We start from the raw sequence: 17149 nt of genomic DNA, 5'->3' as shown, positions 1-17149 counted from the left end.
CGAGCGCGGCGAGCGCCGTGACCGCCGCCAGGGCGGACGCACCGGCCCTGCCCCGTGGTCGACACCAACGTGCAAGACGTGACCGGGGATCTCCAGGCCGTGGAAGGCCAGGACCCCAGCGCGACCAGCGCCGAGGACGCGCCCCGCAATGGCCGCCGCTCGCGTGACCGCTACGGCCGCGATCGCCGCAACGGCCGCGACCGCAACGGTGCGCCCCGTGACGAGGACACCGTGAACGGCGAGGAAGACGCTGCCGTGGTGGCCCCTGCCGCCGTGGACGCCGACGCCGAGACCGTGGTGGACAGCACGCCGCGCCGCAGCTACTTCAGCCAGGTGACAGCCGCCGAAGAGGCCACCCCGGCCGCCGCAGACACCGCCGTGGCTGCACCGGTCGAAGCCGCCCCTGTCGCCGCAGCACCCGCCCCAGCGGTTGTGGCCGAAGTGGCAGCGGCCCCCGCAGCCCCTGCTGTGGCACCCGCCGCCCCGGCCGCTGCAGCCGCCATGCCCCGTGTGCAGGCCTATGCCCTGCCAGTGGGTGACCTGGTGCAGCTGGCACGCGATGTGGGCCTGGAATGGGTCAACTCGGACGCCGACAAGGTGGCCGCCGTGCAGGCCGCGATTGCCGCGGAACCACAACCCGTGCGCATCCCGCGCGAACGCCCCCCCGTGGTGGTGATCGACGAAGGCCCGCTGGTCCTGGTCGAAACCCGCAAGGACCTGAGCGACATGGTCCTGCCGTTTGAGCAGACCAGCACCACAGCCTAAAACGCTGACAGCTACCGGGGGCCTAGGGCCCCCGGTGCTTTATTGACGCCCGCTGTTGCCGCCCTACCGACCGTGCCCATGCTGTTGTTGCTCTCGCCCGCCAAATCCCTGGATTACGAACGTCCGCTGCCTGCCGGACTGCCCCACACCCTGCCCCCCTTCATTGCGCAATCCGCCGATCTCATTGCCCGCTTGCGCCAGCTGCCACCGCAGGACGTGGCGGCGCTGATGTCGATCAGCGACAAGCTGGCCCAATTGAACACGGCGCGCTACGCCGCCTGGCAGCCAGAGTTCACGCCCGACAACGCGCGCCAGGCGCTGTTTGCCTTCAACGGTGACGTGTACGAGGGGCTGGATGCCTATTCCCTGAGCTCCGACGACATCGCCTGGGCGCAGAACCACGTGCTGATGCTCAGCGGCCTGTACGGCGCCCTGCGCCCGCTGGACTGGATGCAGCCCTACCGCCTGGAAATGGGCACACGCCTGGCCACGGACCACGGCAGCAACCTCTACCAGTTCTGGGGGACACGCATCGCCCAGCTGCTCAACGAACGCCAGGCCCGCAGCGCACAGCCGGTGGTGGTCAATCTGGCATCGCAGGAATACTTCAAGTCCGTCGATCTGAAGCACCTCCAGGCCCGCGTGGTGGAGTGCGTGTTCGAGGACTACAAGGGCGGCAAGTACAAGATCATCAGCTTCCATGCCAAGCATGCCCGCGGGCTGATGGCGCGCTACGCCATCCAGCACCGGCTGACCCGGCCCGAGCAGTTGATGCAGTTTGACGAAAAGGGCTACGCTTACGCCCCAGAGGTCTCGTCCCCCGACCGCCTGGTCTTCCGGCGCAACCCCGCCTGAGCCCGCAGGCGACCCCGCCCACCCTGAGGACGCGCCCACGACAAGGAGATTGCCGTGCCCCAGTCTTTGGAACAGTTGTCGGCCCAGGTCCCCGGCAGCACCCCCGCCCTGCTGCAATGGGTGCAGACCCAACTGGCCGCCGGCCACAGCCCGGCCGCACTGCAGCACAGCCTGGTCACCGCGGGCTGGGCCGCCCCGATTGCCCAGGCCGCCACCGACCTGCTGCTGCGTCCGACGGCTGCCGCACCAGGTGCATCCGTGGAGATGCCGGATCTGCGCCTGCAGGACGGCTGCAACGCGCTGGATGCCGGTGACCGCCACGTCCAGGTGCTGCTGTCCATGCAGCGCCCGCGCCTGGTGCTGCTGGACCAGTTGCTGAGCCCCGAGGAATGCGCCCAGCTGATTGCCGAAGCCCGCCCGGCGATGGCCCGCTCCAGGACCGTGGCCAAAGAGGCCGGCGGCGAAGAGATCAACCCCGACCGCACCAGCGATGGCATGTTCTTCCAGCGCGGCCAGACCCCGACGGTGCGCGCCCTGGAGGCCCGCATCGCCCACCTGCTGCAGTGGCCGGTGGAGCGCGGCGAAGGCCTGCAGGTGCTGAACTACCGGCCCGGCGCCCAGTACAAGCCGCACCACGACTACTTCAACCCGCAGGACCCGGGTAGTGCGCCGGTGCTGCGCCGTGGCGGGCAGCGCGTCGCGACCCTGGTGATCTACCTGAACGCAGTGAGCGCCGGCGGCTGCACCTATTTCCCTGAAAGCCAGCTGCGCATTCACCCACGCCCGGGGCAGGCGGTGTTCTTCCGCTACCCTCGCCCCGAAGCCCAGAGCCTGACCCTGCACGCCGGCGACCCGGTGCTGCAGGGCGAAAAATGGATCGCCACCAAATGGCTGCGCGAGCAGGCCTTTGCCTGATCCGTCGAAGTTTGCCCCCCAATCGCCCGCCAGCGCGCACCCAGCCTGCGCAGGCAGCTATGAATATCTATGAATACACCTGAACAATCGCAACTGGGCAAGGCCTCTGCCTATGCCGACCAGTACGACCCCAGCCTGCTGTTTCCCATTCCGCGCAGCGGCAAGCGCGAGGAAATCGGCATCTCCGGGGCCCTGCCCTTCTTCGGCGCCGACCTGTGGACCGCGTTCGAGCTGTCGTGGCTGAATGCCCGTGGCAAGCCCCAGGTGGCGCTGGCGCACTTCACCATCCCCTGCGAGACCCCGCACATCATCGAGAGCAAGTCGTTCAAGCTGTACCTCAACAGCTTCAACAACAGCCGCTTCGACAGCCTGGAGGCCGTGCAGGAGCGCCTGCGCGAGGACGTCAACGAGGCCCTGTGGCGCGGCGCCGCCGTGCGCCAGTCGTCGGCCAGCGTGCGCGTCATCGCCCAGGATGCCTTCGAGCTGCAGAAGGTGCAGGAGCTGCAGGGCCTGAACCTGGACCGCCTGGACATCGAATGCAGCGACTACACGCCGCGCCCCGACCTGCTCAAGGCCGACCACGACAACCCGCCCGTGACCGAGACCCTGGTCAGCCACTTGCTCAAGAGCAATTGCCTGGTCACCGGCCAGCCCGACTGGGGCAGCGTGCAGATCAGCTACACCGGCGCGGCCATCGACCAGGAAAGCCTGCTGCGCTACATCGTGAGCTTTCGCAACCACAACGAATTCCACGAACAATGTGTGGAACGCATCTTCATGGACATCACGCGCCAGTGCCAGCCTATGAAGCTCAGCGTCTATGCGCGCTATACGCGCCGTGGCGGTCTGGACATCAACCCGCTGCGCACCAGCCACCCCATGGCTTTGCCGCCAAATGTGCGCACAGCCCGCCAGTAGCCTACGCAGACAGCTATGAAAAAAAGGAACCCAAAGGTTCCTTTTTTCATGGACACGGGCCGGCATGGCCTCAGGCAGCAAAAGTAGCGGGATCGAAATCCAGCACATAGTTCTGCGGTCCCTTGGACGCCACCTTCAGTGCCCCCACGCGGTTGCCCAGCGCTGCGCAGCGTGCCAGGGACCAGCCCTGCTCCAGACCGAACAACAGGGCACCGCGCCAGGCATCGCCGCAGCCGGTGGGGTCGACCACCTCGGTGGGCGCCACCGGCGCCACCAGGGTCTTCACGCCCTGCTCCCAGACTTCGCAGCCCTGGGCGCCCAGGGTCACCACCAGGCCCTGGACCTTGTGGCTCAGCGCCGCCAGGTCCAGACCGGTGCGATCGCACAGCATTTTGGCCTCGTAGTCGTTCACGGCAATCCAGCTGGCCTGTTCGACAAAGGTCAGCAGCTCCTGGCCATTGAACATGGGCAGGCCCTGGCCGGGATCGAACACAAACGGAATGCCCGCGGCCTGGAACTGCGCGGCGTGCTGCTGCATGGCGTCGCGACCATCGGGCGAGACGATGCCCACGGCGGCGCCTTCGCTGCCGTCGATGACGTTGACATGGGCCTCGGTCATGGCACCGGGGTGGAAGGCCGTGATCTGGTTGTTGTCGCTGTCGGTCATGATCATGGCCTGGGCGGTGTAGGTGTCGTCCAGCTGCCGCACATGGCGCGTCTCGATGCCCAGGGCGCGCATGCGGACCAGGTAGCTGGCGCCATCCTCGCCCACGGTGGCCATGGGCAGCGGCTGGCCGCCCAGCAGCTTCAGGCTGTAGGCAATGTTGCCGGCGCAGCCGCCAAAATCGCGGCGCAGCGAAGGCACCAGGAACGACACGTTCAGGATGTGCAACTGCTCCGGCAAGATCTGATTGGCAAACTTGCCCTCAAAACTCATGATGGTGTCAAAGGCGAGGGAACCGCAAATCAGTGCAGCCATGGTCAAAACTTTCGTGAGGAGAAAAAGAAATCAGGGATAGAAGGCCAGCACCCGGTAGCCGGACACGGCCAGGTGCAGCCCTTGGGTGACCACCGACAGGCTGCCCTCCCATTCGGTCTGGGCGGCCAACTCGACCGGCGCGCCGATGTCGCTGGGCAGCAGCACCTTGCGCACCAGCACCTGGTCCTGGGCATCGGTCAGCGTCAATTCCACCGCCGGTGTGGCCACCGAGGTGGTCGCCTGGTTCTGGATGCTCAGCTCCAGACGGTAGCGATGGGGTTGCGCATCCTGGCGGAACGAGGAGCCGGTCAGCACCACGGCCGCAATGTGCTGGCGCGGCGCCAGTTCACAGCGCAGCGCGATGCACATGGTCTGGAAAAAAGGGCGCCACTGGGGTTTCCAGGCGACCAGGGTGTTGCGCTCGTGCACGGCGATCTGCAGCAGCAGGGCCAGCGGCAGCAGGATCACCAGCATGCCCATGGCAAAACGCACGCCGGGCTGGTTCCACCAGGCCTTGCGCTGGGCTTCCTTGACAAAGCTGGGCAGGGCCTCGGTTTCGAGATCGTCGGTTTCTTCGACCTGCAGGGCCTCAGGGGCCGCGGGTGCGTGCAGTGACGGTTCTGGTGCCACGACCTCCTGGGCCCCAAGCTCCGTGACCATCGGGGGCAGCGGCTCGGGTTCGGACTGCGTTTGGGGTGGAGTCTGCAGCGCCTGCTGCCACGCCGCTGCCTGGGCTTCCTCGGCAGGCAAGGCCTGCTGCGGCTCCCAAGGGGCGGCCTCCTCCCAGACGGGCTCGCGCGGTGATGTAGCACCGGCAGCACCAGCACGCCACACTGGCGCATCATGGACTGCCGCCATCGGCTGGTCCAGCCAGGCTTCCGGGGCCAGCTCGCTGTCCGGATCCACCGGCGCGGGCAGTTCATAGCCCGCCGCCAAGGGCTCGGCGCGCGGCGCCAGCGTGGACAGTTCCACAGGCACGGCAGCCAGTGGCACAGCAGGCAGGGAGACTGGCTCTGGCTCTGGCTCTGGCTCTGGCCGGGTGACCGCCACGGCCACAGGCGCCAGCACCTCAGGCGCAGCAGGCATGGGCGCAGGCGCCGCCGGGGGTGCCTCTTCCAGGGCCTGGGCCGCATCGAACACTTCCTGACAACGACCACAGCGCACCCAGCCATCGGAGATGCGCAGTTGATCGGTCACCACACGGAATTTGGTGCCGCAAGAAGGACAGCAGGTAATCAGGCTCATCGCGCGTGGATTGTAGAAGCTGGGGCACACGCCCCCTGGCAGGCAGAAGATGTCCGATGTTAATCAGCCACGCGCCAGGGCACGCGGCCAGGTTCAGGCGCGGTGCGCGGTCATCAGGATCCAGCCGTCCTCGCTGTCGGCCACCTCCAGCTGCAGGTACGGCGCGTAGGCTTCCTTCAGCTCGTCGGCCTGGCGCTCCAGGATGCCGGCCAGCACCAGATGGCCGCCGGGCTGCACATGCGCGCACAGCAGGGGGGCCAGGACCTTCAGCGGCGTGGCCAGGATGTTGGCCAGCACGGTCTGGTAGCTGCCCTGGGCTTTGTCCGGCAGACCAGCCTTGAGCGTGACCTCATTGGCCTGGGCATTCAGCTCGCACGACACCACGGCATCCTGGTCGATGTCGACCGCATCGATGTCCTGTGCGCCGAACTTGGCCGCACCGATCGCCAAAATGCCGGAGCCGCAGCCATAGTCCAGCGTGCGGCCCAACGAGCCTTGGGGCTGGCGTGCAATCCAGCGCAGGCACATGCGGGTCGTGGGGTGGGTGCCGGTGCCGAAGGCCAGGCCGGGGTCCAGGCGGATGCTGACCTTGGCGGCTGGCGGCAGTTCGTGCCAGGTGGGCACGATCCAGAATTCGGGGGTGATGTCGACGGGCTGGAACTGAGACTGCGTCAGGCGCACCCAGTCCTGCTGCTCGACTTCCTGGATGCCCAGCACCTGGCAGCCGGCAAAGAAGTCCTGCAACTGCAGCAGCACCTGGGCCTGCTGGGCCGAGTCCTCGGTCGGGAACAGGGCCACGATGCGGCTGCGGTTCCAGCCTTCCTTGGGGGCCGGCATGCCGGGTTCGCCGAACAGGGGCTGCTCGGACTCGGTTTGCGCATCCATGTCTTCGACCGAAACGCTCAAGGCATCCAGGGCATCGAGCGCGTCGCTCACATCTTCGACCCGTTCTTCGGGGCACATCAGGCTGAGCTCAAACATGAGGCAGCTCCTTCAAGCTTTATAAAAACGAAATGCTGACCCCCGTCGCCAGGGGCCAGCATGACTGGTCATCAATGACTGGGAATTAGCGCTTTTTGCGCTGCTCCAGCCAGTGTTCCAGATAGTGAATATTCGTGCCACCTTCGGCGAATGCGGCATCCACCATCAAGTCCTGGTGCAGGGGCACATTCGTCTTGATGCCTTCGACCACAACTTCCGACAAAGCGGTACGCATGCGGGCCAGGGCCTGCTCACGGGTGTCACCGTAGACGATCAGCTTGCCGATCATGGAGTCGTAGTTCGGTGGCACGAAGTAGTTGTTGTACACGTGGGAGTCCACACGCACGCCAGGACCACCCGGCATGTGCCACATGGTCACACGGCCGGGCGAGGGCATGAAGTTGTACGGATCTTCCGCGTTGATACGGCACTCGATCGCATGGCCACGCATTCGGTTGTTGATTTCACGCTGGGTGAAAGGCAACTTTTCGCCAGCGGCCACCATGATCTGGGTGCGCACGATGTCCACGCCCGAGATCAGCTCGGTCACGGGGTGTTCCACCTGCACGCGGGTATTCATTTCGATGAAATAGAACTCCCCATTTTCATAAAGGAACTCGAACGTACCTGCACCACGGTAGCCGATCTTCTTGCAGGCGGTCACGCAGCGCTCGCCCACCTTCTCCACCAGACGGCGAGGAATGCCAGGCGCAGGCGCTTCTTCAATCACCTTCTGGTGACGACGCTGCATGGAGCAATCGCGCTCACCCAGGTACACGGCATTCTTGTGCTGGTCAGCCAGCACCTGAATTTCCACGTGACGGGGATTCTGGAGGAACTTCTCCATGTACACCGCAGGATTGCCGAAGGCGGCACCGGCTTCGGCCTTGGTCATCTGCACGGCATTGACCAGGGCGGCCTCGGTGTGCACCACGCGCATGCCACGGCCACCACCGCCACCGGCGGCCTTGATGATCACGGGATAACCGATCGCCTTGGCAATGCGCTTGATCTGACCGGGGTCATCGGGCAGCTCGCCGTCCGAACCGGGCACGCAAGGCACGCCGGCCTTGATCATCGCCTGCTTGGCCGACACCTTGTCGCCCATGATGCGGATGGAATCGGCAGTGGGGCCGATGAACTGGAAACCGCTTTGCTCGACACGTTCGGCAAAGTCGGCGTTTTCGCTCAGGAAGCCATAGCCGGGGTGGATGGCTTCGGCATCCGTCACCTCGGCGGCCGAGATGATGGCCGGCATGTTGAGGTAGCTCAGGGGCGATGCGGCAGGGCCAATGCACACCGCTTCGTCGGCCAGCTTGACGTATTTCGCGTCGCGGTCGGCCTCGGAGTAGACCATCACGGCCTTGATGCCCATCTCGCGGCAAGCGCGCTGGATGCGCAGGGCAATCTCACCCCGGTTGGCAACCAAAATTTTCTTAAACATGGAAGTCCTCGTTGTTCACCGCCCCTCGCGGGGCGAATCGTGGAATCTGGTCAGCCCCACAGGGTGGGACTGCAACAGACCTCACTCGATCACGAACAGCGGTTGTCCGTATTCCACGGCTTGGCCATTGTCGACCAGGATGCGGGTCACGGTACCCGACTTGTCAGCCTCGATCTCGTTGAGGATCTTCATGGCTTCGATGATGCACAGGGTCTCGCCTTCCTTGACCTGGGCGCCGACTTCCACGAACGCTTTGGCGCCAGGGCTGGAAGCACGGTAGAAGGTACCCACCATGGGGGACTTGACCTGGTGGCCAGCCACGGCCGCAGGAGCGGCAGGTGCTTCGGCAGCAGCAGGGGCAGCGGCAACAGGGGCGGCGGCTTGCACGGGGGCGGCTTGCATGGGCGCGGCAACGAACTGCTGCACCACGTTGCCACCGCTCTTGACGATGCGGACTTTGCCCTCTGCCTCGGTAATTTCCAGTTCCGAAACATTCGATTCGGACACCAAGTCGATGAGGGTCTTGAGTTTACGCAGATCCATGGAAGCTCCAACGGCTAAAACTAAATAAGGGCGCGAATTTACCCTAAATCCGCCCTTCTGCGCGCTTTGTTAGATATTTTTCGCCATCGCCATTGAGGTTTTTTTGATAAAACCCGGCTGGATGGCCGCGGGCACTAGCTGAAAGCGGCCCATTGCTTCAGTTCTTTTTCTGAAAGTTCGCCGATTTTACGCGCTTGCACATGACCCTTGCCGTCCAACAAGATGGTGAACGGCAAGCCGCCATTGATATTACCCAGGCTGCGTGTCAGCGTGACCCCGCCGGCACCGGCCAGGGCCACGGGAAAGCTCAGAGGCTGGCGCGCCAGCCATTTGTTCACCGCGGCCGCCTGGTCCACGGCAATGCCCAGCACACGCACGGCATGCATCCCCCGCGCGGCCTGGCCCTGGGCAAACTGGTTGATCAAGGGCAGCTCGCGCACACAAGGGGGGCACCAGGTGGCCCAGAAATTCACCAGCAGGGGCTGGCCGCGCAGCGAGGCCAGGGCCAGGACGCCCCCCTCGGGCTGCTGCAGCTGCAATTGCCAGAATGCCTCTAGCGCAGCGTCGTTGCTGGTGGTGCTGCGGGTTTGCTCCCAGGCCAGCCAGGCGCCGCCTGCGGCCGCGGTCAGCGCCACCCCACCGGCCAGCCAGCGCCGCCGCGCCACAGACATGGGCGGGTGCGCGCTCATACCGCCTCCTCGGCCAGAAGCTGGCGCACGGCCTCGGCATCGCCACGCTGGCTGCGCCCTTGTGCATCGTTGCGGCGGGCCCCACGCAGGTCGTCATAGTCGTACACCATCAGGTGCACGCCCACCACTTCGTTCAGCGGCTTGCACAGGCTGCTGATGCTCAGCGCATCCACCGCATCGCCATGGAAGCCTGCAACCTGGGTCACGTCGTACTGGACGTTGTTGTTGATCAGCGCAATCTCGGCAGACTTGGAGTCGTCACAAAACAGCTGGATATAGATGTCGGAGTTGCGCGTGGCCGTGCCGCGCCACACGGCACCGGCCAGGTGAGGGCGGAACTCCTGCAGCCGGTCCATCCACACCAGGGCCAGCTCGCGCAGGGCCCGCAGCTCCTGCGGCTGGGTGTCGGCACAAAAAATCTCGATGTATTCGCGCACGGCGGCTTCCAGCGCATCGTTGTCCGGCAAGGGGGTGCGCGGCGGCAACCCCAACTGCTTGGCGGCGCGGCGTTTGGCGGGCCCCCATTCCAGCCCTTCTTCCACCACCATGCGGGCGGCAGTCTGGGCGATCTCGTGCAGGGCGGAAGATGAATACATGCCGTGTTCTCTGGTCAACCATCAAAGCCCCGATTATGGGAAGCCTGCGGCCACCCGGGTGGCAGACAGCCCGCCGCGCCCAGGGGTTAAAGCCCGCCTCTGCCCGATGGCCCCCCATCCCTGGCGCCCCCATGACCGCCCGCTGCCCAGCCACCCTGCACCGGACTGTGCCTGCATGCTCTCTAAAACAAGAGCTGTTTGCGCTGATAGAACGCGCATTTGCTGCCCATATCTATCTGAAGTGCTTGCTGATGCTGCGCAGACCGCTACTGTTTCCATGGATTGCGGCTGTTACCGCTGCTTGCACCGGCTGCCACCAGACAGCCAGCGAGGCGGGCGAAGCCACCAGGGAACGCCACCGAGGCCGCCTGCCCCTGCCGATGGCAGGACAAGCATGAACACGCCCTAGAATCCTAGACCATGCATATTCATATCTTGGGCATTTGCGGCACGTTCATGGGTGGCGTCGCCGCGCTGGCACGCGAAGCGGGCCACACCGTGACCGGCTGCGACGCGAGCGTGTACCCGCCCATGAGCGACCAGCTGCGCGCCCTGGGCATTGAGCTGATCGAAGGCTTTGGCACCGAACAGCTGGCCCTGCAGCCCGACATGTTCGTGGTCGGCAACGTGGTCAGCCGCGCCCACCTGGCCGATGGCAGTCCCAAGTTCCCGCTGATGGAAGCCATCCTGGACCAGGGCCTGCCCTATACCAGCGGCCCGCAATGGCTGAGCGAGCATGTGCTGCAAGGCCGCCATGTGCTGGCCGTGGCCGGCACGCACGGCAAGACCACGACCACCTCCATGCTGGCCTGGATCCTGGAATGTGCCGGCCTGACCCCGGGCTTTCTGGTCGGCGGCGTGCCGCTGAACTTCGGCGTCTCGGCCCGGCTGGGTCAGCTGGCCACCGCCCAAGAACGCCCCCTGTTCGTGATCGAGGCCGACGAGTACGACACGGCCTTCTTCGACAAGCGCAGCAAGTTTGTGCACTACCGCCCCCGCACGGCGGTGTTGAACAACCTGGAGTTCGACCACGCCGACATCTTCCCGGACCTGGCCGCCATCGAGCGCCAGTTCCACCACCTGGTGCGCACCGTGCCCGCTTCAGGCCGCGTGGTCTGGAACGGGCTGGAGGAAGCCCTGGCCCGCGTGCTGCACCAGGGCTGCTGGAGCACCCAGCGCAGCTTTGGCGCGGCGGTCAGCGACTTCACCGCCGAAGGCGCCCACCATGCCTTCGATGTGCTGCAGCAAGGCCGCAAGGTCGGCCGTGTGGAATGGGAGCTGAGCGGTGAGCACAACCAGCTCAACGCGCTGGCCGCCATCGCCGCAGCCGAGCACGTCGGTGTCTCTCCAGCCGTGGCTGCCGAGGCCCTGGGGCGCTTTCACAACGTCAAGCGCCGCATGGAACTGCGCGGCAGCGTGCGCGGCGTCACCGTCTACGACGATTTTGCCCACCACCCCACGGCCATCCGCACCACGCTAGACGGCCTGCGCCAACGCATCGGCCAGCAGCAGCGCATCCTGGCCGTGTTCGAGCCGCGCAGCAACACCATGAAACTGGGCACCATGAAGGCCCAGTTGCCCTGGTCGCTCAAGGAGGCCGATCTGGCCTTTTGCCACACCGCCGGTCTGGACTGGAATGCCGCCGAAGCGCTGGAGCCGCTGGGCGATGCCGCCTTCACCACCGACAACATCGACACCCTGGTGCAGCAGGTGCTGGCCCAGGTGCGCCCTGGCGACCACATCGTCTGCATGAGCAATGGCGGCTTTGGCGGTGTGCACGGCAAGCTGCTGGAGGCGCTGCAAGCGCACCTCGCAACCTGACCGCACATACCTGGCACCGGGACAACAAAAAACCGACTGTTCCCAGTCGGTTTTTTTGTGGCGGCCCGGCGCGCTGCAGCCGCAGCGGACGGGTGGCAGCGACTCAATAGGTCACGGTCATCGCAGCCACGTCGACCTTGATCATCGGGCGCGCCAGCACGGCATGGGCAGCGCGCGCATAGGTCTGGAACCAGGCCTCATCCCCCAGACGGCGGGCACCGGCCTCGCGCGCAACCACCAGCACCTTGTCGACCAGCAGCACCTTGCCACTGGGGCGCAGGGGCTCGCAATCCAGGGCGATGAACTGCTCGTCCAGCCAACGGCGTGCCTCTTCGTTACCCATGGGTGCCAGGCGGTCCACATCGGCACGGAACTGCTGGTCGGCGCTGAGTTGCACAATGACTTCACTGATCATGGGGAGCCTTTCCGAAAAGCGGTGTTCCGTGGCACTGCAGCGGGCCCCGAACGCCCCGGGACGTGAACCAGGGATGCCCACTGGACACCACGAAAACATGTAGAAAACAAGAGCTACCTACACAATACCAGCAAGCGTTTGCGGCAAAAGTCACTGCAAAGACAATCCCCACAGATCTTCCGCACATCGGGCCTGCCGTGCAGGCCCTGCATGCTCAGGCCGCAAGGGCAGCGGCGGCCTGGGGCTGCACCACGCCGCGGCGCTTTTGCACCGCCCCCGACAGACGATCCAACACTTCCAGCGTATCGTTCCAGCCGATGCAGGCATCGGTGATGCTCTGGCCATAGTGCAGGCCACAGACCTCGTCCTTGCCGGGGGTGAACTTCTGCGCCCCTGCGACCAGGTGGCTTTCCAGCATGACACCGAAGATGCTGCGCGAGCCAGCTTCCATCTGCGCCGCAATGTCGGCCACCACGTCCTTCTGGCGCTCGTGCTGCTTCAGGCTGTTGGCATGGCTGCAGTCCACCATCAGGCTGGCGGGCAGGCCGGCCTTGCCCAGGTCGGTACAGGCCGCCTGCACGCTGGCAGCGTCGTAATTCGGCGTCTTGCCGCCGCGCAGGATGACGTGGCAATCCTGGTTGCCGGCGGTGTGGACGATGGCGACCTGGCCGTTCTTGTGCACGGACAGGAAGTGGTGGCCATGGCTGGCGGACTGGATGGCGTCGGTAGCGATGCGGATGTTGCCGTCGGTGCCGTTCTTGAAGCCAATGGGCGCCGAGATACCGGAAGCCAGTTCGCGGTGGATCTGGCTTTCGGTGGTGCGCGCACCGATGGCACCCCAGCTGATCAGGTCACCGATGTACTGGGGCGAGATCACGTCCAGGAATTCGCTGGCCGCCGGCACACCCAGGCGGTTGATGTCGATCAGCAGCTGGCGGGCAATGCGCAGGCCCTCGTCGATGCGGTAGCTGCCATCCAGGTAGGGGTCGTTGATCAATCCCTTCCAGCCGACGGTGGTGCGGGGCTTTTCGAAGTACACGCGCATCACGACTTCCAGCGTGTCCTTGTACTGCTCGCGCACATCGGCCAGACGGCGGGCGTAATCCAGCGCAGCCGCTGGGTCGTGGATGGAGCAAGGCCCCACGATCACCAGCAGCCGGTCGTCGTTGCGCCCATGCATGATGTTGCGGATGGCGCGGCGCGTGTTGCTGACCAGCGACTCCACGGGTGTGCCTTGGATAGGGAAGAAGCGGATGAGGTGCTCGGGAGGGGGCAACACGGTAATGTCCTTGATACGTTCGTCGTCAGTCTGGCCAGTCTTTTGTACAGAGCTGCGATACCAAGCGTCGCCGGTGGAGGTGTTGTGAGCGTTCATGTCTGCCTCGTGGTCCTGTGGAGTGTTGGAATACATGGGTGAAAAAAACCGCCGGGCTTTTCAGCTTCGGCGGTTTTTTGGAGGGTGTTCGTGTGTGCGAGCGCTTGCCTCTCATCCGCCTGGGACCGAGAACCAAAAGTAAAAATAGAAAGCGCTACGTACTTGCATGGCGAAAGACTTTAACACCAGGAATCGTGCACTGCAACACAGCGCAGCACACACCATTCAGGAAAAAACCAAAAACACCTACAAAGAAGGCTGATTCATCGAAACAAATCAGCCTTTCCCTCAATCAGCGCAGGAATACTGCAAACAATTTCAAATTAAGCCGTACCACCCACGGTCAACCCATCGATGCGCATGGTCGGTTGCCCCACCCCCACGGGCACGCTCTGGCCTTCCTTGCCACAGGTACCCACGCCGCTGTCCAGACGCATGTCATTGCCGATCAGGCTGACCTTCTTCATGCACTCGGGACCGTTACCGACCAGCGTGGCCCCCTTGACGGGATACTGGATCTTGCCGTTCTCTACCCAGTAGGCTTGGCTGGCCGAGAACACGAACTTGCCGCTGGTGATGTCCACCTGACCGCCGCCAAAGTTGGTGGCGTACAAGCCCTTCTTGATGGAAGCGATGATTTCCTGTGGATCCCTGTCACCACCCAGCATGTAGGTGTTGGTCATGCGTGGCATGGGCAGGTGGGCATAGCTTTCGCGACGACCATTGCCGGTGGGCTTGACGCCCATCAGGCGCGCATTCAACGCATCCTGGATATAGCCCTTCAAAATGCCATCCTCGATCAAGACATTCGCCTGCGAGGGGCAGCCTTCGTCGTCCACGTTCAACGAGCCACGGCGATCTGCCAGCGTGCCGTCGTCCAGAATCGTCACGCCCTTGGCCGCCACGCGCTGGCCGATGCGGCCGCTGAAGGCGCTGGAGCCCTTGCGGTTGAAATCGCCTTCCAGACCATGGCCCACGGCTTCGTGCAACAGCACACCGGGCCAGCCGGGGCCCAGCACCACGGTCATCTCGCCGGCGGGTGCGGGGCGGGATTCCAGATTGACCAAAGCCTGATCGACCGCTTCGTTCACATACTCGGCAATCTGTGCATCGCTGAAATAGGCCAGGCCAAATCGGCCACCGCCACCGGAAGAGCCCACTTCACGGCGCCCGCTCTGCTCTGCAATCACGGTCACCGACAGGCGCACCAGGGGACGCACATCGGCGGCCAGCGTGCCATCCGCACGCGCCACCATCACCACGTCGTACTCACTGGCCAGGCCGGCCATCACCTGCACGATGCGCGGATCCTTGCCGCGGGCCAGGGTTTCCACCTTGCCCAGCAGGGCCACCTTCTCGGTGCTGTCCATCGTGGCGATGGGGTCAAGGCCGGGATACAAGCTGCGCGAAGGCGCCACCTTGGCCTTGGGAATGCGCACCTTGCGCTCCTGGTGGTTGCCGGAAATGGCACGCACGGCATGGGCTGCATCCAGCAAGGAGGCCAGCGAAATGTCGTCGGAATAGGCAAACGCGGTCTTCTCGCCACTGACGGCGCGCACCCCGACACCCTGGTCGATGGAGAAGGAGCCGGTCTTGACGATACCTTCCTCCAGACTCCACCCCTCGGCGCGGGTGTACTGGAAGTACAGATCTGCATCGTCCACCTGGTGAGCGCGGATTTCCGCCAGCGCACGCGACAGGTGGGTTTCATCCAGGCCGAAAGGCTCTAGCAACAGTTGCCGGGCCGTGGCCAGGCGCTCGATGGTGGGTTCGCGAGAGATCATGGTTGCCATTGTAGGCAGGCTGCCATGCCCCCGCCGGGCGACGGCATGCCACGCCCATGGCCAGGACAGCACAAAAGCAAGGGCGGACACCGCCATTCAACGGAGCCCGCCCTGCAGAGTTAGCTCACTCACTGATTGGCACACTTTTGCATCAGGGATGCAAAGCGCGCCGCACAACTCAATTGTGGCCGTCAATCAGCAGCTTGCCCTGCTGGATCAGATTATGGATCAGTTTGTTCTGGTCACCATGGGCGCTCCCCACAAGATCCACACCTTCAAGAGTAATGAGCTGATCGTAGTTCTTCACGGTGTCACCCCCGGTCATCTTCAAGTCGCCAGAGCTGGAAATCTTCACCACGGTGTTCCCACCCTGTTTATCGAAGTGCAAGAACTGCGACAGATCTTCAGTTTTCTCCTCGCCCTGCAGCAAATCGCTCAAATCCAGTTTGTCATTCCCCTGCTTGCCAAAGTTTTGAACGGTATCATTGCCTGGATTTTTGATCGTACCTCTGTCCGCCCACTGCCAGATGAACACGTCATCGCCGGATGACCCCAGCAAGGAGTCATTCCCAAGGGTGGCATGCTGCTCATGCACATCCGGCTGGGCAGAGGCATCAAAAGTGGCCGAGTCGGTGCCGGTGGCCTCAGAGTTGGTGCCATCCTCCACGGTGGCATGGACCTTGACGGTCACATCACCGGTGGCTCCCTTGCCTGGAATCACCTGCACGCCCGTGATCGTGACCTGACCGGTGACGGGATCCACCACCACCTGATAGCCCACTGGGTGGTCCAGTGGCAGCTCATAGAGGCCGCCTCCCAAGTGCTTACCCACATTGAGGCTGGCACCCGCAGAGACCTCCACCACCACCTTGCTCACAGACTCGGAATAATCCACGTCCTGCGGCAGCACCACGATGTCCAGCTTGTGCGCCGTTTGCGCCACGTCATAGGTGATCTCGTGAATGAGGTAGTCGTCATTACTACCCTGCGCGCTGAAGACGATGCTGCCAATCGCGTGGTTGTAAAGATTCCCCGTCAAGGTCACAGCGTCATCAATCACATCGGTCTTACCCTTGATGTCGCCTTCACCAATCTTTTTGCCATTCACGTCGTACAGCACGTAGTGCGCTGTCTCGCCCGATGCCAGCCAGGACATCTTGACTTGCACATTGGTCACGCCCTGGTCGAACTTGACCGTCAGCGTTTCCTTGTAGCCCAGCTCCTTGTCATCACCGCTGGCTGAACCGGCCACACCAAAACCACTAACCTTGCCGCCTGCACCAGCCGTCGGCACATTGCTCAGTGTCGCCGTCTTGCCATTCGCGCCATTCGCAGTGATGGTGTAACCACGTCCCGTATCTCCCGCGTTGTCGCGGTTGATGGAGCCGTGCACGATCTCGGGAGTGCTCTGAACAGTCACGCTCACCAGTGGTGTGTCGGCCACAGGGGTGACGCCAATGTTCACGGTACTGGTCGCCGTTCCGCCCTTGCCATCGCTGACGATCACGGTGAAGCTGTCCGCACCACTGAAATCCTTGTGCGGCGTATAGGTGTATTTGCCGTCCGCATCCACTGTCACAGTCCCGTGCGCAGGCGCACGGCCCTGGGCATAGGTCAGCGAGTCTCCATCGGTATCGCTCCCCTTTACCTGCCCAGCAGCCTTGCCATCTTCTTTGATGTCATGGTTGTAATCAGTCACTTCAGGCGCATCGTTGACCAGGGTCACCGCTGGCGTGTCCGCGTCGTCGCCCGTCAGGCCGCCCTTGTCGGTCACGGTCAGATCCACCGCTGGCAACTTGTTGCCGGCGTTCACGTGTGCCGCAC

General features: G+C 64.2%; 16 protein-coding genes. 5 read left to right on the top strand and 11 right to left on the bottom strand.

Annotation, left to right across the window (positions count from 1 at the left end):
• The first annotated feature begins 54 nt into the window (after positions 1 to 54).
• From SJH88_RS15355 to queF, 4 genes are all read left to right on the top strand, one after another.
• Positions 55 to 765: a hypothetical protein gene (locus tag SJH88_RS15355; protein WP_274754994.1), complete on the top strand. Its 711-nt coding sequence runs from the start codon at positions 55 to 57 to the stop codon at positions 763 to 765.
• Positions 766 to 843: 78 nt separating this feature from the next.
• Complete coding sequence (gene yaaA / locus SJH88_RS15350) at positions 844 to 1620, top strand: peroxide stress protein YaaA (RefSeq protein ID WP_274754993.1); 777 nt, start codon at positions 844 to 846, stop codon at positions 1618 to 1620.
• Positions 1621 to 1674: 54 nt separating this feature from the next.
• Entirely contained in the window at positions 1675 to 2535 is an 861-nt protein-coding gene (locus SJH88_RS15345) for a 2OG-Fe(II) oxygenase (protein ID WP_270151677.1), read from the top strand.
• A gap of 69 nt (positions 2536 to 2604) precedes the next feature.
• Positions 2605 to 3453, top strand: a complete 849-nt coding sequence (gene queF / locus SJH88_RS15340; RefSeq protein WP_274754992.1) for an NADPH-dependent 7-cyano-7-deazaguanine reductase QueF — start codon at positions 2605 to 2607, stop codon at positions 3451 to 3453.
• A gap of 70 nt (positions 3454 to 3523) precedes the next feature.
• Here queF and SJH88_RS15335 read toward each other — a convergent pair whose 3' ends face one another.
• The 7 genes from SJH88_RS15335 to SJH88_RS15305 all read right to left on the bottom strand — a co-directional run bounded on the left by SJH88_RS15335 (position 3524) and on the right by SJH88_RS15305 (position 9930).
• Positions 3524 to 4432, bottom strand: a complete 909-nt coding sequence (locus SJH88_RS15335) for a carbohydrate kinase family protein (RefSeq protein ID WP_274754991.1) — start codon at positions 4430 to 4432, stop codon at positions 3524 to 3526.
• A gap of 30 nt (positions 4433 to 4462) precedes the next feature.
• Complete coding sequence (locus SJH88_RS15330; protein WP_274754990.1) at positions 4463 to 5677, bottom strand: zinc-ribbon and DUF3426 domain-containing protein; 1215 nt, start codon at positions 5675 to 5677, stop codon at positions 4463 to 4465.
• A gap of 93 nt (positions 5678 to 5770) precedes the next feature.
• Positions 5771 to 6658, bottom strand: coding sequence for a 50S ribosomal protein L11 methyltransferase (gene prmA / locus SJH88_RS15325; protein WP_274754989.1), 888 nt, complete (start codon positions 6656 to 6658; stop codon positions 5771 to 5773).
• A gap of 85 nt (positions 6659 to 6743) precedes the next feature.
• Complete coding sequence (gene accC / locus SJH88_RS15320; RefSeq protein WP_274754988.1) at positions 6744 to 8102, bottom strand: acetyl-CoA carboxylase biotin carboxylase subunit; 1359 nt, start codon at positions 8100 to 8102, stop codon at positions 6744 to 6746.
• A gap of 81 nt (positions 8103 to 8183) precedes the next feature.
• Positions 8184 to 8645, bottom strand: coding sequence for an acetyl-CoA carboxylase biotin carboxyl carrier protein (gene accB / locus SJH88_RS15315; RefSeq protein ID WP_042411374.1), 462 nt, complete (start codon positions 8643 to 8645; stop codon positions 8184 to 8186).
• Between the two features lie 134 nt (positions 8646 to 8779).
• Entirely contained in the window at positions 8780 to 9334 is a 555-nt protein-coding gene (locus SJH88_RS15310) for a TlpA family protein disulfide reductase (protein ID WP_274754987.1), read from the bottom strand.
• Positions 9331 to 9930, bottom strand: a complete 600-nt coding sequence (locus tag SJH88_RS15305; RefSeq protein WP_274754986.1) for a hypothetical protein — start codon at positions 9928 to 9930, stop codon at positions 9331 to 9333. Before SJH88_RS15305 ends, SJH88_RS15310 begins: the two co-directional genes overlap by 4 nt.
• Positions 9931 to 10350: 420 nt before the next feature.
• Between SJH88_RS15305 and mpl the strand changes: the two genes are divergently transcribed.
• The gene (gene mpl, locus SJH88_RS15300) at positions 10351 to 11751 is read left to right on the top strand and encodes a UDP-N-acetylmuramate:L-alanyl-gamma-D-glutamyl-meso-diaminopimelate ligase (RefSeq protein ID WP_274754985.1); all 1401 of its coding nucleotides are present in this window, start codon (positions 10351 to 10353) and stop codon (positions 11749 to 11751) included.
• Between the two features lie 103 nt (positions 11752 to 11854).
• Here mpl and SJH88_RS15295 read toward each other — a convergent pair whose 3' ends face one another.
• From SJH88_RS15295 to SJH88_RS15280, 4 genes are all read right to left on the bottom strand, one after another.
• Positions 11855 to 12166: a hypothetical protein gene (locus tag SJH88_RS15295; protein ID WP_274754984.1), complete on the bottom strand. Its 312-nt coding sequence runs from the start codon at positions 12164 to 12166 to the stop codon at positions 11855 to 11857.
• A gap of 214 nt (positions 12167 to 12380) precedes the next feature.
• Positions 12381 to 13541, bottom strand: coding sequence for a 3-deoxy-7-phosphoheptulonate synthase (locus SJH88_RS15290; RefSeq protein ID WP_274754983.1), 1161 nt, complete (start codon positions 13539 to 13541; stop codon positions 12381 to 12383).
• Positions 13542 to 13864: 323 nt separating this feature from the next.
• Positions 13865 to 15325: a metalloprotease TldD gene (gene tldD, locus SJH88_RS15285; protein ID WP_274754982.1), complete on the bottom strand. Its 1461-nt coding sequence runs from the start codon at positions 15323 to 15325 to the stop codon at positions 13865 to 13867.
• 178 nt (positions 15326 to 15503) lie between these two features.
• Positions 15504 to 17149, bottom strand: a 1646-nt coding sequence (locus tag SJH88_RS15280; protein WP_274754981.1) for an Ig-like domain-containing protein, incomplete at its 5' end; no start/stop codon positions are given.

It is taken from the genome of Comamonas sp. GCA5 (assembly GCF_036541385.1).
GTDB lineage: Bacteria > Pseudomonadota > Gammaproteobacteria > Burkholderiales > Burkholderiaceae_C > Comamonas > Comamonas aquatica.
Note: the sequence above shows the minus strand (reverse complement) of the source record. Positions and strands in the feature narration are given on the sequence as shown.